General features: G+C 64.3%; 18 protein-coding genes, 3 rRNA genes and 2 pseudogenes. 8 read left to right on the top strand and 15 right to left on the bottom strand.

Annotated features, from left to right (window positions below):
* Entirely contained in the window at window positions 1–2,196 is a 2,196-nt protein-coding gene (glgB, locus tag T428_RS0102150; RefSeq protein WP_025735183.1) for a 1,4-alpha-glucan branching protein GlgB, read from the top strand.
* An 81-nt stretch (window positions 2,197–2,277) separates the two neighbouring features.
* Here the strand turns inward: glgB and T428_RS0102145 are convergent, their stop codons facing one another.
* Both T428_RS0102145 and T428_RS0102140 read right to left on the bottom strand, forming a co-directional pair.
* Complete coding sequence (locus T428_RS0102145; RefSeq protein ID WP_025735182.1) at window positions 2,278–3,186, bottom strand: thioredoxin family protein; 909 nt, start codon at window positions 3,184–3,186, stop codon at window positions 2,278–2,280.
* Between the two features lie 168 nt (window positions 3,187–3,354).
* On the bottom strand, window positions 3,355–4,536 hold the full coding sequence (locus tag T428_RS0102140) for an acetyl-CoA C-acetyltransferase (RefSeq protein ID WP_036466816.1): 1,182 nt from the start codon (window positions 4,534–4,536) through the stop codon (window positions 3,355–3,357).
* A gap of 78 nt (window positions 4,537–4,614) precedes the next feature.
* Between T428_RS0102140 and mce the strand changes: the two genes are divergently transcribed.
* Window positions 4,615–5,082, top strand: a complete 468-nt coding sequence (mce, locus tag T428_RS0102135) for a methylmalonyl-CoA epimerase (protein WP_084298585.1) — start codon at window positions 4,615–4,617, stop codon at window positions 5,080–5,082.
* Window positions 5,083–5,091: 9 nt separating this feature from the next.
* Here mce and T428_RS0102130 read toward each other — a convergent pair whose 3' ends face one another.
* Window positions 5,092–5,400: a hypothetical protein gene (locus T428_RS0102130; protein WP_025735179.1), complete on the bottom strand. Its 309-nt coding sequence runs from the start codon at window positions 5,398–5,400 to the stop codon at window positions 5,092–5,094.
* A gap of 23 nt (window positions 5,401–5,423) precedes the next feature.
* The gene (gene nucS, locus T428_RS0102125; protein WP_036466813.1) at window positions 5,424–6,095 is read right to left on the bottom strand and encodes an endonuclease NucS; all 672 of its coding nucleotides are present in this window, start codon (window positions 6,093–6,095) and stop codon (window positions 5,424–5,426) included.
* 45 nt (window positions 6,096–6,140) lie between these two features.
* On the opposite strand from nucS, the pseudogene T428_RS25075 reads away from it, so the two are divergent.
* Together T428_RS25075 and T428_RS0102115 are read left to right on the top strand one after the other, a co-directional pair.
* A pseudogene (locus T428_RS25075) lies at window positions 6,141–7,755 on the top strand (adenylate/guanylate cyclase domain-containing protein).
* A 3-nt stretch (window positions 7,756–7,758) separates the two neighbouring features.
* Complete coding sequence (locus T428_RS0102115; RefSeq protein ID WP_025735177.1) at window positions 7,759–8,535, top strand: PIG-L deacetylase family protein; 777 nt, start codon at window positions 7,759–7,761, stop codon at window positions 8,533–8,535.
* A 3-nt stretch (window positions 8,536–8,538) separates the two neighbouring features.
* On the opposite strand, the gene T428_RS35245 is transcribed toward T428_RS0102115, so the two are convergent.
* From T428_RS35245 to T428_RS0102105, 3 genes are all read right to left on the bottom strand, one after another.
* Entirely contained in the window at window positions 8,539–8,823 is a 285-nt protein-coding gene (locus T428_RS35245; protein WP_211243882.1) for an alpha/beta hydrolase fold domain-containing protein, read from the bottom strand.
* Window positions 8,726–9,607, bottom strand: a complete 882-nt coding sequence (locus T428_RS25070; RefSeq protein ID WP_211243881.1) for an alpha/beta hydrolase — start codon at window positions 9,605–9,607, stop codon at window positions 8,726–8,728. Before T428_RS25070 ends, T428_RS35245 begins: the two co-directional genes overlap by 98 nt.
* Window positions 9,608–9,744: 137 nt before the next feature.
* On the bottom strand, window positions 9,745–10,971 hold the full coding sequence (locus T428_RS0102105) for an MFS transporter (protein ID WP_025735176.1): 1,227 nt from the start codon (window positions 10,969–10,971) through the stop codon (window positions 9,745–9,747).
* A 90-nt stretch (window positions 10,972–11,061) separates the two neighbouring features.
* Between T428_RS0102105 and T428_RS0102100 the strand changes: the two genes are divergently transcribed.
* Window positions 11,062–11,934 carry a LysR family transcriptional regulator gene (locus T428_RS0102100; protein WP_025735175.1) on the top strand — a complete coding sequence of 291 codons (873 nt, stop codon included), beginning with the start codon at window positions 11,062–11,064 and terminating at the stop codon, window positions 11,932–11,934.
* 318 nt (window positions 11,935–12,252) lie between these two features.
* Here T428_RS0102100 and T428_RS0102090 read toward each other — a convergent pair whose 3' ends face one another.
* Window positions 12,253–12,729 carry a VOC family protein gene (locus tag T428_RS0102090; protein ID WP_025735174.1) on the bottom strand — a complete coding sequence of 159 codons (477 nt, stop codon included), beginning with the start codon at window positions 12,727–12,729 and terminating at the stop codon, window positions 12,253–12,255.
* Window positions 12,730–12,832: 103 nt separating this feature from the next.
* On the opposite strand from T428_RS0102090, the pseudogene T428_RS25065 reads away from it, so the two are divergent.
* Together T428_RS25065 and T428_RS0102080 are read left to right on the top strand one after the other, a co-directional pair.
* Window positions 12,833–14,313, top strand: a pseudogene (locus T428_RS25065) (AlkA N-terminal domain-containing protein).
* Window positions 14,310–14,801: a methylated-DNA--[protein]-cysteine S-methyltransferase gene (locus tag T428_RS0102080; RefSeq protein WP_025735173.1), complete on the top strand. Its 492-nt coding sequence runs from the start codon at window positions 14,310–14,312 to the stop codon at window positions 14,799–14,801. The pseudogene T428_RS25065 and the gene T428_RS0102080 overlap by 4 nt, the downstream one beginning before the upstream one ends.
* A 116-nt stretch (window positions 14,802–14,917) precedes the next feature.
* On the opposite strand, the gene rrf is transcribed toward T428_RS0102080, so the two are convergent.
* The 4 genes from rrf to murA form a co-directional block, all read right to left on the bottom strand.
* Window positions 14,918–15,030: ribosomal RNA gene (rrf, locus tag T428_RS0102075) — 5S ribosomal RNA — on the bottom strand.
* Between the two features lie 91 nt (window positions 15,031–15,121).
* Window positions 15,122–18,207, bottom strand: a 23S ribosomal RNA gene (locus T428_RS0102070).
* Window positions 18,208–18,491: 284 nt separating this feature from the next.
* Window positions 18,492–20,010: ribosomal RNA gene (locus T428_RS0102065) — 16S ribosomal RNA — on the bottom strand.
* Together the 16S, 23S and 5S rRNA genes form the textbook arrangement of a ribosomal RNA operon.
* Window positions 20,011–20,388: 378 nt before the next feature.
* Complete coding sequence (murA, locus tag T428_RS0102060) at window positions 20,389–21,642, bottom strand: UDP-N-acetylglucosamine 1-carboxyvinyltransferase (protein WP_025735172.1); 1,254 nt, start codon at window positions 21,640–21,642, stop codon at window positions 20,389–20,391.
* A 68-nt stretch (window positions 21,643–21,710) separates the two neighbouring features.
* Here murA and T428_RS0102055 point away from each other — a divergent pair, with 68 nt between their 5' ends.
* Window positions 21,711–22,283 carry a cob(I)yrinic acid a,c-diamide adenosyltransferase gene (locus T428_RS0102055; RefSeq protein WP_025735171.1) on the top strand — a complete coding sequence of 191 codons (573 nt, stop codon included), beginning with the start codon at window positions 21,711–21,713 and terminating at the stop codon, window positions 22,281–22,283.
* Window positions 22,284–22,308: 25 nt separating this feature from the next.
* On the opposite strand, the gene T428_RS0102050 is transcribed toward T428_RS0102055, so the two are convergent.
* From T428_RS0102050 to atpD, 3 genes are read right to left on the bottom strand one after another with little or no spacing between them, the layout of a single operon-like run.
* Window positions 22,309–22,752 (bottom strand): DUF2550 domain-containing protein, encoded by a 444-nt coding sequence (locus T428_RS0102050; RefSeq protein WP_084298584.1) that lies wholly within the window; start codon window positions 22,750–22,752, stop codon window positions 22,309–22,311.
* Window positions 22,753–22,758: 6 nt separating this feature from the next.
* Window positions 22,759–23,124, bottom strand: a complete 366-nt coding sequence (locus tag T428_RS0102045; protein ID WP_025735169.1) for a F0F1 ATP synthase subunit epsilon — start codon at window positions 23,122–23,124, stop codon at window positions 22,759–22,761.
* 30 nt (window positions 23,125–23,154) lie between these two features.
* Window positions 23,155–24,606 (bottom strand): F0F1 ATP synthase subunit beta, encoded by a 1,452-nt coding sequence (gene atpD / locus T428_RS0102040; protein WP_025735168.1) that lies wholly within the window; start codon window positions 24,604–24,606, stop codon window positions 23,155–23,157.
* Window positions 24,607–24,618 lie beyond the last annotated feature (12 nt).

Genomic DNA, 24,618 nt, shown 5'->3' with positions numbered 1-24,618 from the left:
ATGAGTCGAACCGAGAGCCGAACCGATCAGACGCACCTGGCGCCTGACCCGGGTGACTTGGCCCGGCTGGTGGCGGGCACGCATCACAACCCGCACGGCATCCTGGGGGCGCACGAGTACGGCGACCACACCGTCATCCGGGCCTTCCGCCCACATGCGCGGCAAGTCGTCGCGCTGGTCGGGGATGACGAGTTCGTGATGGAGCACCTCGAGTCCGGGTTGTTCGCCGTCGCGTTGCCGTTCACGCAACTCATCGACTACCGGCTGAAGGTGGACTACGGCTCCGGCGCGCACATGACGGCCGACGCCTACCGCTTCCTGCCCACCCTGGGCGAGGTCGACCTGCACCTGTTCTCCGAGGGCCGCCACGAACGACTCTGGGAAGTACTCGGGGCCCACGCCCGCTCCTTCACCACGGCCGACGGCGTCGTCGACGGCGTGTCGTTCGCGGTATGGGCACCGAACGCCAAGGGCATCAACTTGATTGGCGAATTCAACGGCTGGACAGGCACGGAGGCCCCGATGCGGGTGCTGGGTTCCACCGGGGTATGGGAGTTGTTCTGGCCGGGGTTCCCGACGGACGGCCTGTACAAGTTCCGCGTGCACGGCGCCGACGACGTCGTCACCGAGCGAGCGGACCCGTTCGCGTTCGCCACCGAGGTGCCTCCGCACACCGCGTCGCGGGTGACGACCAGCAACTACACCTGGGCCGACGAAGACTGGATGACTCAGCGCGCGCAGAGCAATCCGGTGTTCGAGCCGATGAGCACCTACGAGGTACATCTGGGCTCGTGGCGCCCCGGCCTGTCCTACCGCCAGCTCGCCACCGAACTTACCGATTACGTTGTCCAGCAAGGGTTTACCCACGTCGAGCTGCTGCCGGTGGCCGAGCACCCATTCGCCGGATCCTGGGGATACCAGGTCACCTCGTACTACGCCCCGACCTCACGATTCGGCACACCCGACGATTTCCGGGCACTGGTCGACGCGCTGCACCAGGCGGGCATCGGCGTGATCGTGGACTGGGTTCCGGCGCACTTCCCCAAGGACGCCTGGGCGCTGGGCCGCTTCGACGGCACCCCGCTGTACGAGCATTCCGACCCCAAGCGTGGTGAGCAGCTCGACTGGGGCACCTACGTTTTCGACTTCGGCCGCCGGGAGGTCCGCAACTTCCTGGTCGCCAATGCGCTGTACTGGCTGGAGGAATACCACATCGACGGCCTCCGGGTGGACGCGGTGGCGTCCATGCTCTACCTGGACTACTCGCGGCCCGAGGGCGGCTGGACACCCAACATCTACGGCGGGCGCGAAAACCTCGAAGCGGTGCAGTTCCTGCAGGAGATGAACGCGACGGCGCACAAGGCCGCGCCGGGCATCGTCACGATCGCCGAGGAGTCGACGTCGTGGCCCGGCGTGACACGGCCGACCAACCTTGGCGGCCTTGGCTTTTCGATGAAGTGGAACATGGGCTGGATGCACGACACGCTCGACTACATCAGCCGCGACCCGATCTACCGCAGTTACCACCACCACGAGATGACCTTCTCGATGCTGTATGCGTTCAGCGAGAATTACGTGCTGCCGCTCAGCCACGACGAGGTGGTGCACGGCAAGGGCACGCTGTGGGGCCGGATGCCGGGCAACAACCACGTCAAGGCCGCCGGGCTGCGCAGCCTGCTCGCCTATCAATGGGCCCACCCCGGCAAGCAATTGTTGTTTATGGGACAAGAATTCGGCCAGCGCGCCGAGTGGTCCGAGCAGAACGGCTTGGACTGGTGGCAGCTCGACGAGCAGCGGTTCTCCAACGGCGTGCTGCGTTTCGTACGCGACATCAACGCCATCTACCGCGACCGTCCGGCCCTGTGGAGCCGCGACACCACGCCGGAGGGGTATTCCTGGATCGACGCCAACGATTCCGGCAACAACGTGTTGAGTTTCCTGCGGTACGGCAACGACGGCTCGGTGATGGCCTGCGTGTTCAACTTCGCGGGTGCCGAGCACAGCGGCTATCGGCTCGGCCTGCCCAGCGCCGGCCGTTGGCGCGAGGTGCTCAACACCGACGCGACGGACTACAACGGTTCCGGAATCGGCAATCTCGGTGGCGTCGACGCCACCGAGGACCCCTGGCATGGCCGCCCGGCCTCGGCGCAGCTGGTGTTGCCGCCGACGTCGGCGCTGTGGCTGGAACCCGAGTAGACCGCATTACGCTCGCCGAGCGTCGACTTGTTGTGGGGTTAAGGCCCCGCACGGCACGACAACTCGACGTTCGCGGCCGGATCAGTACAGCGCGTTGGCGAGGTTGCGTCGACCGGCCACGACCTCGGGGTCGGCGGGATCGAAGAGTTCGAACAACTCGATCAGCCGGGTACGCACTCGGCTGCGTTCGTCTCCGGAAGTGCTGCGTACCAACGCGATCAAGCGCTCGAATGCGGCTGTCACGTCCTGATTGAGGATCTGCAGATCGGCTGCCGCGAAGGCGGCTTCGATGTCGGTCGGCGAGGCGTCGGCGACGGCCACCGCATCGGGACGCTGCGCGGTTGCGCGGGTGAGGAAGTCGATCTGACGGATCGCCCCCTTGGCCTCGACGCTGTCCGGGTTGGTGTTCAGCAGCGCCTGGTAGGACTGCTTGGCCGCCTCGAAGTCACCGGCCTCCAATTGTTGGCGGGCCTGCTCCAGCGCCGGGTCGACCTCCGCGTCTTCCGCGGAACCTGTTGCGCCCTTGAGCTTTCCGGCCGTCGCCGACAACAGTTGGTCCAGCCAGCGGCGTAATTGATCGGCCGGCTGCGAACCCTGGAAGCTGGACAGCGGCTGGCCGGCGGCCAGCGCGACGACGGTGGGAACGGCCTCGACGCCGAAGATCTGAGCCACCCGGGGTGCCACGTCGACATTGACCGTCGCCAGCGCCCATTTGCCGCCGTCCTGCGCGGACAGCCCGGACAGCGTGTCGACCAGTTCGACGCACGCCTGGCTGCGCGGCGACAACAGGGCGACCACGACGGGCACTTCGTCGGAGCGGATCAGCACCTCGGCTTCGAAATTGGCCTCGGTGACCTCGGTGGTGCCCCCCGGAGTCGGCCGGCCCGCCGCGCCGGCGGCCGACGGGCTCTGCTGAGCACGTTGCTTCAGACCGGACAGGTCGACCGCACCAGCCAGCGCGGGCCCGATCGAGGATCTCGGACGCGTCACGCCGTCAAGTCTGTCATGCGCGCCGACTACCCATCCACCCGGTGGCGCGCGGGCCACCGGACCGGCAAATCCGGCCCACGATCGGGCCCGCGAAGGACGCTGGTCGGCTCATATGAGCAACGTCACAACGATCCCCGCGTGTCGCCTCCCAGCAACGCTGACCCGTGGTCAGCCGGCCCGCAGGATCAGGGCGTCGCCCTGGCCGCCCGCGCCGCACAGCGCCGCGACGCCGTAGCCCGAACCGCGCCGCGCCAGTTCCAGTGCAACATGCAGGGTGATCCGGGCACCCGACATGCCGATCGGGTGCCCCACCGCGATCGCGCCGCCGTTGACGTTCACGATGTCGGGGTTGACGCCGAGCTCGCGGGTGGAGGCCAGGGCGACCGCCGAGAACGCCTCGTTGATCTCCACCACGTCGAGCTGGTCGACCGTGATGCCCTCTCGCCCGAGTGCCTTCTTGATCGCGTTGGCCGGCTGGGACTGCAGCGTCGAATCGGGCCCCGCCACCACACCGTGCGCGCCAATCTCGGCCAGCCAGGACAGACCCATTTCCTGCGCCTTGTCCTTGTTCATCACCACGACGGCGGCGGCACCGTCGGAGATCTGCGACGCCGAGCCCGCAGTGATGGTGCCGTCCTTCCGGAAGGCCGGTTTCAGACCGGCCAACGACTCGGCGGTGGTGTTTGCCCGGATGCCCTCGTCCTCGGTGAATTGCAGCGGATCACCTTTGCGCTGCGGGATGTTCACGGGCACGACCTCGTCGGCGAAAACCCCGTCCTTCCACGCCGCAACCGCCTTTTGATGCGACCGAGCAGCGAACTCGTCCTGCTCGGCGCGGGTGAACTTGTCGACGTCGTTGCGCTGCTCGGTCAGGGCGCCCATCGGCTGGTCGGTGAACACGTCGTGCAGGCCGTCGTAGGCCATGTGGTCGAGCACGGTCACGTCGCCGTACTTATAGCCCGCCCGACTGTCCATAAACAGGTGCGGCGCCTTCGTCATCGACTCCTGGCCACCGGCCACCACGACGTCGAACTCCCCGGCCCGAATCAGCTGGTCAGCAAGCGCAATGGCGTCGATGCCGGACAGACACATCTTGTTGATGCTCAGCGCCGGGACGTCCCAGCCGACGCCGGCGGCCACCGCGGCCTGGCGGGCGGGCATCTGCCCGGCGCCCGCGGTCAGCACCTGGCCCATGATCACGTACTGCACCGCGGAGGCCGGCACGTTGGCCTTCTCCAGCGCCCCGGCGATCGCGATCGCGCCCAGATCACTGGCGGAGAAATCCTTCAGCGAACCCATCAACTTGCCGATCGGGGTCCTTACTCCAGCAACGATCACCGATGTCGTCATAACAACCTCCTAGCGACGCATGGACGGCCCGTTCGGCCTCCCGGAGAAGCGCAATCTTTGCCGCCAGGTTACCGTTATGTGATGACGATCGATCAAGTCGATGCCCGTCAGATCCTGGCCACCTCACTGGTAACGGCGGTCGATCACGTCGGCATCGCAGTCGCCGACCTCGACGCAGCCATCGAGTGGTACCACGACACCCTCGGCATGGTGCTGGTGCACGAGGAAGTTAACGAGGACCAGGGAATCCGCGAAGCCATGATCGCCGTGCGAGACGGCGAACCCGGCACGGCCCAGATCCAGTTGATGGCCCCGATCGACGAGACTTCGACGATCGCCAAATTCCTGGACAAGCGGGGACCCGGCATCCAGCAGATGGCCGTGCGCGTCAGCGACCTGGACGCGCTCTGCGAGCAGCTGCGGTCGCAGGGCGTCCGGCTGGTCTACGACGCGCCGCGGCGCGGCACCGCGAACTCGCGGATCAACTTCATCCACCCTAAGGACGCCGGCGGGGTGCTGATGGAGTTGGTGGAGCCGGCTTCCTAACCGCTTATCTCACGACCACTTTCGCGTCGGGCCGCGATTCGCCCGATTGGTCCAGCACGGCGTGTGCCAGTGCCGACGGTCATCTTCGCGCGTTTGTTGGGCACCGCCGACCGAGTCCGCCGGCCACACCACCAAATGCGCTACCCCCGAACGGATTTCGTGATCGCAACCGGGGCATCGATAGGTCTTGAGCGCCCGCGAGGCCGCGACCGGGCGCACCTCGTAGTCGTAGCCGTCGGGCCCCGTTTCCACCCGCCGCAGCACCGGCGACAGCGCAGGCAGTTGTTGCCGGCGGGGCGGGGTGCGGCGCCGAGCCATGCCGACGAGTCTAATCGGGCAGCTCAGAACAGCCGGTACTCGTCGTTGTCCATTCCCCGCATCTTGTCGTAATCCAATGTGAGACAACGTATCCCGCGGTCGGTGGCTAAAGTTCGCGCCTGAGGTTTAATCTGCTGCGCGGCGAACACACCCTTGACGGGCGCGAGCACGCTGTCGCGATTCAGCAGTTCGAGGTAGCGGGTCAGCTGCTCCACGCCGTCGATCTCGCCGCGACGCTTGATCTCCACCGCAACCGAGCCGCCGTCGGCGTCTCGACACAACAGATCGACGGGGCCGATCGCGGTCATGTACTCGCGGCGCACCAGGGTGTACCCCTCGCCCAGCAGCTGGACGTGTTCGGCGAGCAATGCCTGCAGGTGTGCCTCCACACCGTCCTTGACCAGCCCGGGATCCACACCCAAGTCGTGGCTGGAGTCGTGCTCGATCTCCTCGACGGTGATGCGCAGCTGTTCGCCCGCCTTGTTCTCCACCACCCATACCGACGTCGCGCCGACCACCTCTTCGGTCAGCCAGCACGGCGGGCTCATCCAGTTCAACGGCTTGTAGGCGCGATCGTCGGCGTGCACGCTGACCGACCCATCCGCCTTGAAGAGCAACAACCTGCGCGCCGACGGCAGATGCGCCGTGAGCCGGCCAACGTAGTCGACGGTGCACTGGGCGATCACTAGACGCACCCGACTCACCTTAGAGCGTCGTCAACGAATTAGGCTGACGCCACCATGTCGGCCAACAAGACTCTGGCGCAGCGCTTGGGACGGGTGCTCGAAAGGGTCACCCGTCAGAGCGGCCGATTGCAGGAGACGCCGGCCTACGGTTCCCTGCTGCTGGGCCGGGTGACCGAGCGTCAGGCCCGCCGCCGGGGCCGCATCCAGCTCATCCTGACCATCTTCATCCTCGCGACGAATCTGATCGGGATCGGCGTGGCGGTGCTGCTGTTGGCGGTCGCATTGCCGTCCCCCAGTATCTTCACCGACGCGCCGGGCTGGATCACCTGGGCGGTCGCGCCCGGATACGTCGCCGTCGCGCTGGCGCTGGGCACCTTCTGGATCACCCGCCGGACGATGACCGCGCTGCGGTGGGCGATCGAGGAGCGCACGCCCACCCTCGACGACGAGCGCAACACCTTCCTGGTCCCGTTCTGGCTCGCGATCGGGGTGCTGGTGCTGTGGGGCGCCGGGACCGCGTTGCTGACCACGCTTTACGGGCTGATCAACAAGCTGTTCATTCCGATTGTCGGTTTCTCGGTGAGCTTCTGCGGCATCCTGGTGGCCACCGCGTGCTACCTGTTCACCGAGTTCGCCCTGCGACCGGTCGCCGCGCAGGCCCTCGAGGCCGGGCGCGCCCCGCAGCGGCTGGCGCCGGGCATCATGGGCCGGACCCTGACGGTCTGGCTGCTCGGTTCCGGTGTGCCGGTGCTGGGCATCGCGCTAATCGCGTTCTTCGCGCTGGTGCTGGGCAATCTGAGCGAGACGCAACTCAGCGTCGCGGTGCTGATCGTCGCGACCGTGACGCTGATCTTCGGCTTCATCCTGATGTGGATCCTGTCCTGGCTGACGGCGACACCCGTGCGCGTGGTGCGTACCGCGCTCAAGCGGGTCGAGCAGGGTGATCTGCGGGGGCAGCTGGTGGTGTTCGACGGCACCGAACTCGGCGAACTGCAGCGCGGTTTCAACGCCATGGTCGACGGGCTGCGTGAGCGTGAACGGGTGCGCGATCTCTTCGGTCGGCACGTCGGGGGCGAGGTCGCCCTGGCCGCCGAGCGCGAGAAGCCGAAATTGGGCGGCGAAGAGCGCCATGTCGCGGTGGTATTCATCGACATCGTGGGCTCCACGCAATTGGTGACCAGCCAACGACCGACCGAGGTCGTCGGCGTGCTCAACCGGTTCTTCGCGATCGTCGTCGAGGAAGTCGACCGGTACCACGGACTGGTCAACAAGTTCGAGGGCGACGCATCGCTGGCCATCTTCGGTGCTCCGAATCACCTCGACCGTCCCGAATACGAGGCGCTGGCCGCCGCACGCGCGATCTGCAGCCGGCTGGCGCACGAAATGTCGGAACTACAGGCCGGTATCGGCGTGGCGGCCGGGCAGGTGGTCGCCGGTAATGTCGGCGCCAAGGAACGGTTCGAATACACCGTGATCGGCGAACCGGTCAACGAGGCGGCCCGGCTGTGTGAGCTGGCCAAGTCGTACCCGGGCAGATTGCTGACGACCGGCGGACACCGTCGCGGGTGCCAGCGAAAGCGAAAGCGCCCGTTGGTCGTTGGGCGAGACGGTGACGTTACGCGGCCACGACCACCCGACCCGGCTGGCCTTGCCCGACCGCGGCGAGTAAACCGTGGCAACTCTCGTCGCCTTCCACGCGCATCCCGACGACGAGGTGATCCTCACCGGTGGCACGCTCGCCGCGGCGGCGGCCGCGGGGCACCGGGTGGTCCTGGTGACCGCGACCGACGGACGCATGGGCACCGAGGACGACGACACCCGAATGGATGAATTGCTGTCGAGCGCAAGCATTCTCGGCGTGCACCGAGTCGAGTGCCTGGGCTACGCCGACAGTGGCTACGGGCCGATCTTCTACCGGGATCCATCGGGCCGGGTCCGGTTCGCGCGAGCCGAGGTCGAAGCGGCGGCACAGCGACTGGCCGCCATCCTGCGCGACGAGGACGCCCGACTGCTGCTGAGTTATCAGGCCAACGGCGGATACGAGCACCGGGATCATGTGCGCGTCCATCACGTCGGCAAGCGTGCCGCCGAGTTGGCCGCGACTCCGCGGGTGCTCGAGGTGACGATGCCGCGCGAGTTACTGGTCCGCGTCTCCAACGTCTGTCGCCTGCTTCGGCTTCCGGCGCCCTACGATGCCGAAACGGTACGCACCGCGTACGCCCCGCGGGCCACGATCACGCACCGGATCGACGTGCGGGCATTCGCCCGGCAGAAGCGCGATGCGTTCGCCGCGCATCGCTCGCAGATCGGCGGCGGCCTCGGCGCGCGTCTGTTCGGGTTGGTGATGTTATTGCCGCCGCGGGTGTTTGGACTGGTGTTCAGTCACGAATGGTTCGTCGATCCGGCTGCCCAGCCGGGGCCCCTGCGCCGCAACATCTTTGACGGCTGACACCTAGGAAGCGTGCCGAAGGTGGGCTCGGAGAGCCGAGGCGATGTCGGCCAGCGCCGAGGAGCAGGCGCCCCCAAGGGCGTCGAATTGACCGAAACCGTGAATCAGCGAGCCGAATCGCCGTAGATCGACGACATTGCCCGCCGCTTCGAGCGCGGCGGCATACGACTCGCCCTCATCGCGCAGTGGGTCAAATCCGGCGGTAGCCACGATGGCCGGCGGCAACCCGGCGAAGTTCCCGCTGCGCAGCGGGGAAATGCGCGGATCGGCGACGCGGATCGGCGACATCGATTCCGCTGCCGTCCAGGTAGTAAGCCCATAGCAAGCCGATGTCTTTCGCGGTCAACAGAAAGCCCTGGGCGAACAGCTTTCGCGAGGCGGTTTCGCCGCCGAAATCGGTCGCCAGGTAGAGCAACAGTTGCAGCGCCGGCGCGATGCCGTCGTCGCGCGCCTGATGCGCAACGACGGCGGCCATGTTGCCGCCGGCACTGTCGCCACCGACGCAGACTTTGCCGGGGTCGGCGTCCAGTTCGTCGGCGTGCGAAAAGGCCCATCGGTAGGCCGCATAACCATCCTGCAGCCCAGCCGGAGCGGGGTGTTCGGGTGCGAGTCGGTAGGCGACCGATAACACCTGAACCCCGGCATCGCGACATATCAACCGGCAGAGCCGGTCATGGGTATCCAGGTCGCAGAACACGAAGCCGCCACCGTGGTAGTACACCAACAGCGGGGCACGTCCGACCCGCTGGGACCGGTAATGCCTTGCGGCGATGGGACTTTCGGCTCCCGAGATGGTCAGCTCGGCCACCACCGGCCCGGTGATCGGATTGCGGTTGAACGGCGCGACCGTCTGGCGGATGTTGTCGCGTACGACGACCGGCCGATCGCCGTCGGTGAGATTCTGCAGTCCCATCGCTTTCCGCGCGGCGAGCATGATCTGCAGGGTGGGGTCGAGCACCTGCCCGTCGATCGTGACAGCCCGCCGGCCGATCAGTATTCGCTTCGCGCGGTCCGGCACCAGTGGTAATGCCCGGGCACCCAAGCTGTTTCCCGCGGTGTTGACGGATGTCATCAATCTCGAATTCGTTGCTAGCATCTGACGCACGCTCCCCCCTTCGCTGCCAACACCCTGCAATGGTGTGACACGGGCCAGCAACCTATCGGCCGGAGCGCGCATCATTTCGGCCACATCGCGCACCGGCCCGACGGTTAAGACAGACTGCGAACCCGCACGGTCACAGTCGCTCTCACCAACGACGCCACCAGTAGCAGGGCGAAGATCAGCAGCGTACCCACACACCAGACGGTGGCCGGCCAACCGCCCACGCCGTAGATCAGCCCGCCCAGCGCGCCGGCGACCGAGCCGCCCAGGTAGTAGCTGAACAGGTACAGCGCGGAAGCCTCGGCACGATCTCGGTGTGCCACCGCACCCACCCAGCCGCTGGCCACCGCATGGGCGGCGAAGAACCCGCCGGTGAAGACCGCGGTCCCGGCGACGACCGCGGGCAGTGCGTCCAACAGTGTCATCAGCAAGCCCACCACGGTGATCGGCAGGGCGCAGGCCAGCACCAGCACGCGTCCCCGGCGATCGGCGAGCCGTCCCGCCACGGCCGATGTCCAGGTGCCCACCAGATACAGCAGGAACAGCAGGCCCACCACCGAGGGCTGCAACCCGAACGGCGCGCCGGCGAGCCGGTAGCCGAGGTAGTTGTACACGGTGACAAACCCGCCCATCAGCGTGAAAGCTAAGGCAAAAAGCCTGAACAACAGCGGGTTTCGCAGATGCGCCAGGATGCTCTGCGTCGTCACGCACGGGCTTACCGGCTTCGGGGTGAAGAACTGGGAACGGGGCACCAGCAGGGCGAACACCACCGTCGCGGCCAGCGTCGTCAGCGAACACACCAGCAGCGCGACCCGCCAGTCGCTGACGTCGAGGACCAGCGCCGGGACGATCCGGCCCGCGCAGCCACCGATCGTCGTCCCCGCGATGTAGCGCCCCATCGCCGATCCCAGCGACGACGCGTGCACCTCCTCGGCCAGAAACGCCATCGCCACGGCCGGGATCCCGGCGAGCGCGACACCCTGGGCGGCCCGCCCGACCAACAGCACGCCGAGCGAGGGGCTGAACGGCAGCAGCAACCCGATGATGCTGGAGGTGATCCCGGAGATCAGCATCACCCGGATGCGCCCGTAGCGCTCGGACAGCGCGCTGGCCGGAACGATAGACAGCGCCAGCATTCCGGTGGTGAGTGAGACTGTCAGCGCCGAGGTGGCTGGGGCGATGCGGTAGTACGCCGACAACGCCGGAAGCAGCGCCTGCGTGCAGTACATCGCGGCGAAACTGGCCAGGCCGGCGCCGCACAGCGCCGCGGTTACCCGCCGGTATCCGCTGCTGCCGGCAAGATGGGCGGTCGCAGGCGCGGCGAGCTGGGGCATACCGACGATGTTCGGCGCCAGGCGACTCAATAGGAAATGAATTATTAGCGGCTTTATAATGCAATTCCAACATAAGCAGAGGTAACGGGCATGGCCGATGGCGACTACGAGTGGTTCCTCACACTCGCCGAGCTCCAACACGTCATGGCGGCGGCTCAACAACTTCACCTCGCGCAGCCGACCCTGACTCGGATGCTGGCGCGCCTGGAACGCCGCCTCGGGGTGCCGCTGTTCGATCGGCACGGCCGCCGGCTCACGCTGAGCAGCTACGGCCGGATCTTCTACGAACACGCGCGCCGGGCCCAAATGGAGCTCGATTCGGCCCGGCGCGAAATCGAGGACCTGAACAATCCGGCCGCCGGTGAGATCCGGCTGGGTTTCCTGAGTTCGTTTGGATCTGTGGTGGTGCCGCGCCTGATCGCCGAATTCACCGCGGTGTCCCCGCGCGTCACGTTCACCCTCGAAGAGGGCGCCGCCGAGTCGATCAGCGAGCGCGTGCTGGAGGGGGCCGTCGACGTCGCGGTGGTATCGCCGCGGCCGCAGAAACCAAATCTGGCCTGGCGCAGCCTGTTTCGTCAGCGACTCGGTGTCGCCGTGCCCCGCGAGCACCGACTGACGGACGCGGCGGCGGTGTCGATGACGGACCTCGCCGACGAGCCGTTCATCACGATGCATCCGGGCTTCGGTATGCGGCAACTCCTCGACGAGCTCTGCGCCGCAGCACAATTCCAGCCACGCATCGTCCTGGAATCGGCGAACCTGACCACTAACGCCGGGCTGGTGGCCGCCGGCCTGGGCATCAGCCTGACCCCAATTGACGGCGGCGAGCATGCGCCCGGCGTCAGGGTGCTGCCGCTGGCCGATGCCGACGCCTACCGCGACATCGGGATGATCTGGGATTCGGCGCGGCCGTTGTCCCGCTCCGCCCGCGACTTCATCGCCTCGGCGACGCGGCCGGTCTGAGTCCGGCGCCGACCCTTGCGCAACGGCGGCCAAGCCGGCACTGGCCCGACAAGTCACGCATTCGCTGTCTGCGGTTGAGCTTCTCGGCATCGCCGTGTCGATCACCGGCACGACGGCCTACTACGTCGCCGAGGTGCGCGCAGGGCTCCACGGCATCGGGCAGGGCGCATTTGGCTTCTGGTTCAAGTTCATTGGGGAAAAGTTCCCTACCTGATCCTGCCCTACTTCGTGCTTTACACAATCTACTATCTGGTAAATCAGCTGACACGTGAGGCGGGCGCGCGCGGTGCAGCGTCAAGATCGGGCGGCCGCGACACCTTAACCGCCGGGCCGCCACAGCTCCACCGTGGTGCGCGCCCCGCCGGGCAGCTCGAGTATTTCGATGGGCGTGTCGTCGGGGTCGTAGACGAAGAACATTCGCACGCCACCGATATCGACGATCGGCTCGGGGCGCACCTGGGGATGCTGGCGCCGCACGGCGTGGAAGGTGTCGTCGAGGTCGGCGACGCGAAACGAGATGTTGGTGTAGCCGCGATGCGGACCGGCGGGGCCGGCGGGAACGTCGCCTAGAAACAGCAGTTCGACCATCGCTCCCCCGATCAGCCCGCCGACCATGCGACCGTTTCGGGCCGCGCCGCCGGTCACCGCATCGAGCCCGCCACCTTCGAGTTCGACATCGAAGACCACGTCGATGCCCAGCACCGCGATGTAGAACGCCAGCGACCTGTCCATGTCGGAGACACCGATGCACACATGGGAGAAATTCTCGACGGCAATGGGTCTCGGCGCGGTCATGCGGACTCCTGTCGGGTGATCAATCGTTCCAGCATCGCCTACCGCACGCAGTGATGTCGCTTTTCCGCCAGTCTTGTCGGTCCTCAGGTGTAACTGTGGAGGCGTGCACGACGATTTCGAACGCTGCTACCGGGCGGTCCAGTCCAAGGACGCCCGGTCGACGGCTGGTTCGTCACCGCGGTGCTGACCACCGGCATCTACTGCCGGCCAAGCTGTCCGGTGCGCCCGCCGTTCGCGCGTAACGTGCGGTTTTATCCGACCGCGCCAGCCGCGCAGCGGGCGGGTTTCCGAGCGTGCAAGCGATGCCGTCCCGACGCCTCACCGGGTTCGCCGGAATGGAACGTGCGTGGCGATGTCGTGGCGTGGGCGATGCGGCTGATCGCCGACGGCACCGTGGACCGCGCCGGGGTGAGCGGTCTGGCCGCCCACCTCGGGTACACCACCCGGCAGCTGGAGCGGCTGTTGCAGGCCGAGGTCGGCGCCGGTCCGCTTGCGCTGGCCCGCGCGCAGCGAAGCCAGACCGCCCGGCTGCTGATCGAGACGAGCGACCTGCCGTTGGGCGATGTCGCGTTCGCGGCCGGCTTCTCCAGCATCCGACAATTCAACGAGACCGTGCGCCTGGTGTTCGAAAGCACACCCACCGACTTGCGCCGGCGCGCGGCGGCTCGGTCCGGGTCCGGTGCGACTTCGACTGGGACAGTGTGTGTTCGGCTGCCGGTACGGACCCCGTTCGCTCACGAAGGCGTCTTCGGTCATCTGGCCGCGGGCGCCGTCCCGGGCTGCGAGGAAGTGCGTGACGGCACATATCGGCGCACCCTGCGGCTTCCGGCCGGCAACGCCATAGTGGCGCTGACCCCGGCCGTGGACCACGTCCGCTGCCTGCTCGTGCTCGACGACTTCCGCGACCTCACGACCGCGATCGCCCGCTGCCGGGGACTGCTCGACCTCGATGCCGACCCGGAGGCGATCGTGGACACGCTGAGCCGCGACCCGGTGCTGGCTCCCGTCGTGGCCAAGGCGCCGGGGCAACGCATTCCGCGCACGGTCGACGAGGCCGAACTCGCGGTGCGCGCGGTGCTGGGCCAGCAGGTATCGACCAAGGCCGCACGCACTCACGTCGGCCGATTGGTCGCCGCCTACGGCCAACCGATGCACGACCCCGATGGCGCACTGACACATGCCTTCCCGTCGATCGAGCAGCTGGCCGAGATCGATCCCGTCCATCTGGGGGTGCCCAAGTCTCGGCAGCGGACGATGACCGCGCTGGTCACCGGGCTGCTCGACGGCAGCGTGGTTCTCGACGCCGGCAGCGACTGGGACAGCGCCCGCACCCAATTGTTGGCCCTGCCGGGTATCGGCCCATGGACCGCCGAGGTGATCGCCATGCGCGGGCTCGGCGACCCGGACGCCTTTCCGGCCAGCGACCTCGGGCTGCAGCTCGCCGCCAAAGCGCTGGGCCTGCCGACTAATCAACGCGTTGAGCACACCGCACATTGGCGCCCCTGGCGCTCGTACGCCACTCAGCATTTGTGGACCACCCTCGAGCATCCGGTAAACCAATGGCCGCCCCAGGAGGTCGCATGATCAGCTACCGCACCATCGACAGCCCGATCGGGTTGCTGACCCTGGCGGGACACAATTCGGTGTTGACCAATCTGCGGATGGTCGACCAGACGTATGAACCCAGCCGCGCCGGCTGGTCGCCCGATCCGAACGCATTCGCCGCGGCCGTCGACCAACTCGGCGCGTACTTCGCCGGCGAGCTCACGACTTTCGACATCGAACTTGACCTGCGGGGCACCGAATTCCAGCGGCGGGTCTGGCAAGCGCTGCTGACGATTCCGTACGGCGAAACCCGCTCGTATGGGGAGATCGCCGCACAGATCGGGGCGCCCGGCGCCGCGCGTGCCGTCGGATTGGCCAACGGCCACAACCCGATCGCGATCGTGGTGCCCTGCCATCGAGTCATCGGCGCCAATGGCAGCCTCACCGGCTTCGGCGGCGGACTCGGCCGCAAGCGCACGCTGCTCGAATTGGAAACTCAGCGCTCGAATTTGACGCTATTCGATTGACTGCCGAACGTCGAGTTGTTGCCGCGATTTGCCGCATACCTCTGCAACAACTCGACGTTGGACGGCAACCGAAAATGCAAAAATGCCCCCTGAAGCCAGGGGGCATTTTTGTGTGTGTTCGGCGGTGTCCTACTTTTCCACCCGATCGGGCAGTATCATTGGCGCTGACAGGCTTAGCTTCCGGGTTCGGAATGGGACCGGGCGTTTCCCTGTCGCTGTGGCCGCCGTAACTCTATTTACTTTTACCATTCAAGTGTATTGATGGGGATGTGGTATTCGGCGCGACAAATTATCCGCAAATGAATAGTAGTTGCGATTGTGTTGGTAAGTTTTCGGCCGGTTAGTGCCAGTTCCCTGCACTCATTGCTGAGCTTCTAGGTCTGGCCTATCAATCCCGTGGTCTGCGGGGGGCCTTATCCCTCTAAAAGGGTGAGAAACCTGATCTTGGAGAAGGTTTCCCGCTTAGATGCTTTCAGCGGTTATCCTGTCCGAACGTAGCTATCCAGCAGTGCCTCTGGCGAGACAACTGGTGCACTAGAGGTTCGTCCGTCCCGGTCCTCTCGTACTAGGGACAGGTTTCCTCAAGTTTCTGACGCGCGCGGCGGATAGAGACCGAACTGTCTCACGACGTTCTAAACCCAGCTCGCGTGCCGCTTTAATGGGCGAACAGCCCAACCCTTGGGACCTGCTCCAGCCCCAGGATGCGACGAGCCGACATCGAGGTGCCAAACCATCCCGTCGATATGGACTCTTGGGGAAGATCAGCCTGTTATCCCCGGGGTACCTTTTATCCGTTGAGCGACACCCCTTCCACTCGGGGGTGCCGGATCACTAATCCCGACTTTCGTCCCTGCTTGACGTGTAGGTCTCGCAGTCAAGCTCCCTTGTGCATTTACACTCAACACCTGATTGCCGTCCAGGTTGAGGGAACCTTTGGGCGCCTCCGTTACATTTTAGGAGGCAACCGCCCCAGTTAAACTACCCGCCAGGCACTGTCCCTGAACCCGATAAGGGTTCGAAGTTAGGTGTCCAATACGGTCAGAGTGGTATTTCAACAACGACTCCGCTCTAACTGGCGTCAGAGTTTCACAGTCTCCCACCTATCCTACACAAACAGTACCGAACACCAATACCAAGTTGTAGTGAAGGTCCCGGGGTCTTTTCGTCCTGCCGCGCGTAACGAGCATCTTTACTCGTAGTGCAATTTCGCCGAGTCTATGGTTGAGACAGTTGGGAAGTCGTTACGCCATTCGTGCAGGTCGGAACTTACCCGACAAGGAATTTCGCTACCTTAGGATGGTTATAGTTACCACCGCCGTTTACTGGGGCTTAAATTCTCCGCTTCACCCTTACGAGTTAACGGGTCCTCTTAACCTTCCAGCACCGGGCAGGCGTCAGTCCGTATACATCGTCTTGCGACTTCGCACGGACCTGTGTTTTTAGTAAACAGTCGCTTCCCACTGGTTTCTGCGGCCGGTTCCCGCTCCCAGCGCAAGGCTGTTCACGGTAAGCCGGCCCCCCTTCTCCCGAAGTTACGGGGGCATTTTGCCGAGTTCCTTAACCATAGTTATCTCGTACGCCTTGGTATTCTCTACCTGACCACCTGTGTTGGTTTGGGGTACGGGCCATGTATGCGCTCGCTAGAGGCTTTTCTTGGCAGCTGAGGATCACCGAATTCGCCTCAATCGGCTATGCATCACCTCTCAGGAACATGAGCGACGGATTTGCCTATCGCTCTCCCTACAGGCTTGCCCCAGTATTACCACTGACTGGTACGGCTACCTTCCTGCGTCACCCCATTGCTTGACTACTACCCACCCGGGTTCCCACGCAGCAGGCGGTCTTCGCACCCCGAAGGGATTGATAGACCACCATTTGGGTGGTTAGCAGAATGGATTCGTCAGGGACGCTCATACACGGGTACGGGAATATCAACCCGTTGTCCATCGACTACGCCTGTCGGCCTCGCCTTAGGTCCCGACTCACCCTGGGCGGACTGGCCTGGCCCAGGAACCCTTGGTCTTTCGGCGGGCAAGGTTCTCACTTGCCTAATCGCTACTCATGCCTGCATTCTCACTCCCCCAAACTCCACCATCGGTTACCCGACAGCTTCGCTGCATGGGGGACGCTCCCCTACCCAACCTTGCGGTTGCCGCGGCTTCGGCGGTGTGCTTGAGCCCCGCTACATTATCGGCGCACAATCACTTGACCAGTGAGCTATTACGCACTCTTTCAAGGGTGGCTGCTTCTAAGCCAACCTCCTGGTTGTCTCTGCGACTGCACATCCTTTTCCACTTAGCACACGCTTAGGGGCCTTAGCCGGCGATCTGGGCTGTTTCCCTTTCGACGTACGGAGCTTATCCCCCGCCGTCTCACTGCCACGCTATACACCACGGCATTCGGAGTTTGGCTGACGTCAGTAACCTAGTAGGGCCCATCGGCCATCCAGTAGCTCTACCTCCGTGGTGAAACGCGTAACGCTGCACCTAAATGCATTTCGGGGAGAACCAGCTATCACGGAGTTTGATTGGCCTTTCACCCCTACCCACAGCTCATCCCCTCAGTCTTCAACCTAAGTGGGTTCGGGCCTCCACGCGGTCTTACCCGCGCTTCACCCTGGCCATGGGTAGATCACTCCGCTTCGGGTCCAGAACATGCCACTCAAGCGCCCTATTCAGACTCGCTTTCGCTGCGGCTACCCCACACGGGTTAACCTTGCGACATGTCCCTGACTCGCAGGCTCATTCTTCAAAAGGCACGCCATCACCCCACAAGGAGGCTCTGACGGATTGTAGGCACACGGTTTCAGGTACTATTTCACTCCCCTCCCGGGGTACTTTTCACCATTCCCTCACGGTACTAATCCGCTATCGGTCATCGAGAAGTATTTAGGCTTACCGAGTGGTCTCGGCAGATTCACAGCAGATTTCACGGGCCCGCTGCTACTCGGGAGTTGATAAAGGCAGGTGCCGGGTTTTCGCGTACCGGGCTCTCACCGTCTGCGGCAGACCATCCCAGGCCACTTCCGCTAACCACGACACTTTCTGACTGCCCCTCAGCCGGGTAGTGCTGAGAAAATCAATCCCACAACCCCGCACGCACAACCCCTACCCGGTTACACATGCATGCGGTTTAGCCTGTTCCGCGTTCGCTCGCCACTACTATACGGAATCACTTTTGTTTTCTTCTCCTACGGGTACTGAGATGTTTCACTTCCCCGCGTTCCCTCCCGCACCCTATATATTCAGATACGGGTAACACGACATAACTCGTGCTGGGTTTCCCCATTCGGAAATCCTCGGATCAACGCTCGGTTGACAGCTCCCCGAGGCATATCGCAGCCTCCCACGTCCTTCATCGGCTCTCGATGCCAAGGCATCCACCATGTGCCCTTAAATACTTACGAACACAAAAACCAAAAGAAAAATTACACATTTTTGACGAACGCGCACCACTGGGGAACGCATCCGTCTAGATGCTCGCAACCACTATTCAATGCTCAAACACCACACCCCACCACCAAGATGGAGGGACACCACGTCGACCTCAGTCGGCCGAGTGTTGTCTCAGGGCCCAATAGTGTGTCCGGCGATTGCCTGTTGTTGTGCACCCGGCCCTCGTCCACTACAGACGAGAACCCCTCACGGCTCACACCCCACCAATTGGGGTGTTTCTCGTGGTGCTCCTTAGAAAGGAGGTGATCCAGCCGCACCTTCCGGTACGGCTACCTTGTTACGACTTCGTCCCAATCGCCGATCCCACCTTCGACAGCTCCCTCCAAAAGGTTAGGCCACTGGCTTCGGGTGTTACCGACTTTCATGACGTGACGGGCGGTGTGTACAAGGCCCGGGAACGTATTCACCGCAGCGTTGCTGATCTGCGATTACTAGCGACTCCGACTTCACGGGGTCGAGTTGCAGACCCCGATCCGAACTGAGACCGGCTTTAAAAGGATTCGCTTAACCTTACGGCATCGCAGCCCTTTGTACTGGCCATTGTAGCATGTGTGAAGCCCTGGACATAAGGGGCATGATGACTTGACGTCATCCTCACCTTCCTCCGAGTTGACCCCGGCAGTCTCTCACGAGTCCCCGGCATTACCCGCTGGCAACATGAGACAAGGGTTGCGCTCGTTGCGGGACTTAACCCAACATCTCACGACACGAGCTGACGACAGCCATGCACCACCTGCACACAGGCCACAAGGGAACCGACATCTCTGCCGGCGTCCTGTGCATGTCAAACCCAGGTAAGGTTCTTCGCGTCGCATCGAATTAATCCACATGCTCCGCCGCTTGTGCGGGCCCCCGTCAATTCCTTTGAGTTTTAGCCTTGCGGCCGTACTCCCCAGGCGGGGTACTTAATGCGTTAGCTACGGCACGGATTCCAAGGAAGGAAACCCACACCTAGTACCCACCGTTTACGGCGTGGACTACCAGGGTATCTAATCCTGTTCGCTCCCCACGCTTTCGCTCCTCAGCGTCAGTTACTGCCCAGAGACCCGCCTTCGCCACCGGTGTTCCTCCTGATATCTGCGCATTCCACCGCTACACCAGGAATTCCAGTCTCCCCTGCAGTACTCCAGTCTGCCCGTATCGCCCGCACGCCGAGGGTTAAGCCCCCGGTTTTCACGAACAACGCGACAAACCACCTACGAGCTCTTTACGCCCAGTAATTCCGGACAACGCTCGCACCCTACGTATTACCGCGGCTGCTGGCACGTAGTTGGCCGGTGCTTCTTCTGCAGGTACCGTCACTTGCGCTTCGTCCCTGCTGAAAGAGGTTTACAACCCGAAGGCCGTCATCCCCCACGCGGCGTCGCTGCATCAGGCTTGCGCCCATTGTGCAATATTCCCCACTGCTGCCTCCCGTAGGAGTCTGGGCCGTATCTCAGTCCCAGTGTGGCCGGACACCCTCTCAGGCCGGCTACCCGTCGTCGCCTTGGTAGGCCGTCACCCCACCAACAAGCTGATAGGCCGCGGGCCCATCCCACACCGCAAAAGCTTTCCACCACAAAACATGCGTTCCGTGGTCATATCCGGTATTAGACCCAGTTTCCCAGGCTTATCCCGAAGTGCAGGGCAGATTACCCACGTGTTACTCACCCGTTCGCCACTCGAGTACCTCCGAAGAGGCCTTTCCGTTCGACTTGCATGTGTTAAGCACGCCGCCAGCGTTCGTCCTGAGCCAGGATCAAACTCTCCAAACAAAAACTCCTCGCCAAGCGAGGTGTATTCGAATCAGAGAAAATCTGACCTAACAAAAAGACACCATCTTACTGGCATCAAAAACGACCATACCCACACACGGGGAGTGTAAAAAGTATGGTCAAAAAAACAACAACAAACAAAAACACCAAACACACTATTGAGTTCTCAAACAACACTCTTGCTTGTTTCGCCCGCTTCGGGGCAACCCTGCCAGCCTAATACGGATCCGGCAGAGGCGTCAACCCCCAATTTTCTTGCGATCGTGGTGATCGCTGCGAGGGCAGCCGTACCAGGCTAGTACCAATCCGGCGAGGGAGTCAAGCCCCGGTCTCGGTCCCCGTCGAGTGGTGACCGCGCCTGTGGGGCACTGACTTTGGCTACTGTACCCGCTCGATCTCCGCTCCCAAAATCGCCAGGTTTTCGACGAACAACGGGTAGCCGCGATCGATGTGGAAGACGTCGTGCACTTCGGTGTCACCGTCGGCGACGAGGCCGGCGAGCACCAGGCCGGCGCCGGCCCGGATGTCCGAACACCAGACCGGGGCGCTGGAAAGCTGCGGCAGTCCGCGCACCACGGCGTGATGGCCGTCGGTGCGGGCATCGGCGCCGAGCCGGATCATTTCTTCGACAAACCGGAAGCGCGCCTCGAACACGTTCTCCGTGATCATCGAGGTGCCGTCGGCGATCGACGCCAACGCAATCGCCATCGGTTGCAGGTCGGTCGGAAAACCCGGAAACGGCAACGTCGCAACGTTCATGGCCTTAGGGCGTTCGTACTGGGTCACGCGAAAGCTGTTGTCCGTCTGGGTGACGGTGGCACCGGCGTCGTGCAGCTTGTGCAACACCACCTGAAGGTGCGCCGGGTCGATGCCGCTCACCGAGATGTCACCGCGGGTGATGGCAGCGGCGATCCCCCAGGTGGCGGCCACGATGCGGTCGCCGATTACCCGGTGCTCGGTGGGGTACAGCCGTGGCACCCCAGTGATCGTCATCGTCGGTGAGCCCGCACCTTCGATCTGTGCGCCCATCTGGTTGAGCATCGTGCAGAGATCGACGACGTCGGGTTCCCGCGCCGCGTTGTGGATCATGGTGACGCCTTCGGCGACGACGGCGGCCATCAGGATGTTTTCGGTGGCGCCAACCGAGGGGAATTCGAGTTGAATCTCCGCACCGCGCAAGGTATCTGCGTGGGCGACGACGCAGCCGTGCTCGATGTTGCACGTGGCGCCCAGTTGGCGCAGGCCCGCCTGGTGCATGTCCAGGGGACGCGATCCGATCGCGTCACCACCGGGCAGCGCGACCTTGGCCCGCTTGCATCGTCCGACCAGCGGACCCAGCACACACACCGAAGCCCGGAACTGCCGCACGGCCGCGAAGTCCGCGTCGTACTTCGGTTCGTCGGGTGAGGTGATGCGGGCGACGTCGCCGTCGAGTTCGACGTTGGCACCCAGCCCGCGCAGCACCTCGGCCATCAGCGGCGCATCGAGAATGTCGGGGCAGTTGGTGATCGTGCTGGTGCCCTCGGCCAGCAGGGTCGCGGCCATCAGCTTGAGCACGCTGTTCTTGGCGCCCCCCACCGCGACTTCGCCGGACAACCGGTTGCCGCCGGTCACCACGAATCGCTCAGCCACCCGCGTCAGTCTAGTGAAGCGGTATCGGCTTGTCAGTGAGGCGAGTCCTGCCGAGTACCGTTTCGCTCATGGCCATACATCTGACCCGCATATATACGCGAACCGGCGACGACGGGACGACGGGATTGAGCGATTTTTCACGGGTCTCCAAGAACGACCCCCGCCTGATCGCCTATGCGGACTGCGACGAGGCCAACGCCGCGATCGGCGTGGCGATCGCCCTCGGCCGGCCTGACGACGAAATCACCGGTGTGCTGAGCCAGATCCAGAACGACTTGTTCGACGCCGGCGCGGATCTGTCGACACCGGTCGTGGACAACCCGAAGGTTCCTCCGTTGCGTGTCGCCCAGTCCTACGTCGACCGGCTCGAGGGATGGTGCGACAAATACAACGAGGCGCTGCCGACGCTGAACTCCTTTGTGCTACCTGGTGGTTCGCCGCTGTCGGCGCTGTTGCACGTCGCCCGCACCGTGGTGCGTCGCGCCGAGCGATCAGCCTGGGCCGCAGTCGATTCCGCGCCGGACGACGTCAACGCACTGCCGGCGAAATACCTGAATCGGTTGTCCGACCTGCTGTTCATTTTGTCGCGGGCAGCCAACCCCGACGGCGACGTCTTATGGAATCCGGGCGGCGGTGGCTAAACCCGTTGCACCACTACGCATTTAGTCAGACGCTGCGACGCCGCGAGCGCGGTGACGGACGAGACTCCAGCCACGACAAGAACGCGGTCAACGCGCCCTGATCGAGCGCGATTTCGTAGCCGAATCTGCGTTCCTGCGTGGTATCGCGCAGCTCCACCACCACGATCGCGTCGGTCATGATGTCGAACTCGTCGCCGCGCGGCGCGCGCCGGCCGACGATCTCGACACCCCGCCGGGACAGCCGTCGATCCGGCCACAGACGCAGGCTGGACAGCCGATAAAAGGCGGCCTCGCCACCGCGGTAGCGGATCACGCCGTGCCGCCAGCCGTGCCCTCCGATCGCCGGGATATCGCGCATGATGCCCGCGGTGCCGCCCTGCCGCAGCTTCCACAGCCGGTAGCTCAGCGCCAGCACGGCCGCGCCTAACACGACGACGAGCACGACCATGCCGATCATGGGCGCGCTCACGGCCGGCTAGTCGATCGCGCCGACGGCGCGCAATCTGGCGCGCCCCCTGGCGGCAGTACGAGGATCGTCGGATTCCGCATCCTGTTTGGCCGCAGCCTCGTCGATCTCCGACTCGAACTCGGCGGACTCGGCGAGAATGGTGACGCTCTCCTCGGTCACCGACAAGAAGCCACCGTCCACCGCCACCCGCAGGTCGTCTTGGCCTTCCCGCTCGACGCGCACCATGGCGTCGTCGACCAGCTGAGCCACCAACGGGATGTGACGGGGCAGGATGCCGATCTCGCCGACGGTGGTGCGGGTGAACAGGAACGTCGCCTCACCCGACCAGATCTTCCGGTCGACGGCGACGATCTCGACGTTCAGTTCAGCCATGCCACACCACCTTTCGACTCATCGACGAGACTAGAGCTTGGCGCCAAAACTCTCGGCCTTCTTGGCCAGGTCGTCGAGACCGCCGATCAGGAAGAACGCCTGCTCGGGCACGTGGTCGAACTCACCCTTGGTCAGCCGGTCGAACGACTCGATGGTCTCCTTCAGCGGCACCGTCGAGCCCGGCTGACCGGTGAACTGCTCGGCCGCCATCATGTTCTGCGACAGGAACCGCTCGATACGCCGGGCCCGGTTGACCAACTGCTTGTCCTCTTCCGACAGCTCGTCGATACCGAGAATGGCGATGATGTCCTGAAGATCCTTGTACCGCTGCAGGATTCGGATGACTTCCTGCGCCACCCGGTAGTGCTCGTCACCGACGACACCGGGGTCGAGGATCGTCGAGCTCGACGCCAGCGGGTCCACCGCCGGGAAGATGCCCTTGGAGAACACCGACCGCGACAGCTCGGTGGTGGCGTCGAGGTGGGCGAACGTCGTCGCCGGCGCGGGGTCTGTGTAGTCGTCGGCGGGCACGTACACCGCCTGCATGGACGTAATCGACTTACCACGCGTCGAAGTGATGCGCTCCTGCAGTTCACCCATTTCGTCGGCCAGCGTGGGCTGGTAGCCCACCGCGGACGGCATCCGGCCGAGCAGCGTCGACACCTCCGAACCCGCCTGGGTGAATCGGAAGATGTTGTCGATGAACAGCAGCACGTCCTGGCCCGCCTCGTCGCGGAACCACTCCGCCATCGTCAACGCGGACAACGCCACTCGCATACGGGTCCCGGGCGGCTCGTCCATCTGACCGTAAACCAGCGCGGTGTCCTTGAGCACGTTGGCTTCCTGTAGCTCGACCCAGAGGTCGTTGCCCTCGCGGGTGCGCTCCCCCACACCGGCGAACACCGACGTACCACCGAAGTTGCGGGCAATCCGGTTGATCATCTCCTGGATGAGCACCGTCTTGCCCACGCCGGCACCGCCGAACAGCGCGATCTTGCCACCACGCACATACGGGGTCAGCAGGTCGACGACCTTGAGGCCGGTCTCGAGCATCTCGGTCCGCGGCTCGAGTTCTTCGAACGGCGGCGACTTGCGGTGAATCGACCAGTGCTCGAAGTCTTCTCCGTATCCGGGCTCGTCCATGCAGCGACCCAGCGCGTCGAAGACGTGGCCCTTGACTTCCTGGCCGACCGGCACCGAGATCGACGCGCCGGTGTCGATGACCTCGACGCCGCGCACCAGACCGTCGGTGGGCTGCAGCGAGATGGTGCGGACCAGGTTGTCGCCCAGGTGCTGGGCGACCTCGAGGGTGAGCGTCTTCTTCAGCTCTTCGAAAGTGATATCGGCGTGCAGCGCGTTGAACAGCTCCGGCACGGAGCCACGCGGGAATTCGACGTCGACGACCGGTCCCGTGATCCGTACCACGCGTCCGCTGGTGTCGGCGCTTGTCGACTTCTTGCTCTTTTCGGCAGTCGCAGTCATTTCTTCTTCGCT

The sequence above is a fragment of the Mycobacterium genavense ATCC 51234 genome (genome assembly GCF_000526915.1).
Lineage (GTDB): Bacteria > Actinomycetota > Actinomycetes > Mycobacteriales > Mycobacteriaceae > Mycobacterium > Mycobacterium genavense.
Note: the sequence above shows the minus strand (reverse complement) of the source record. Positions and strands in the feature narration are given on the sequence as shown.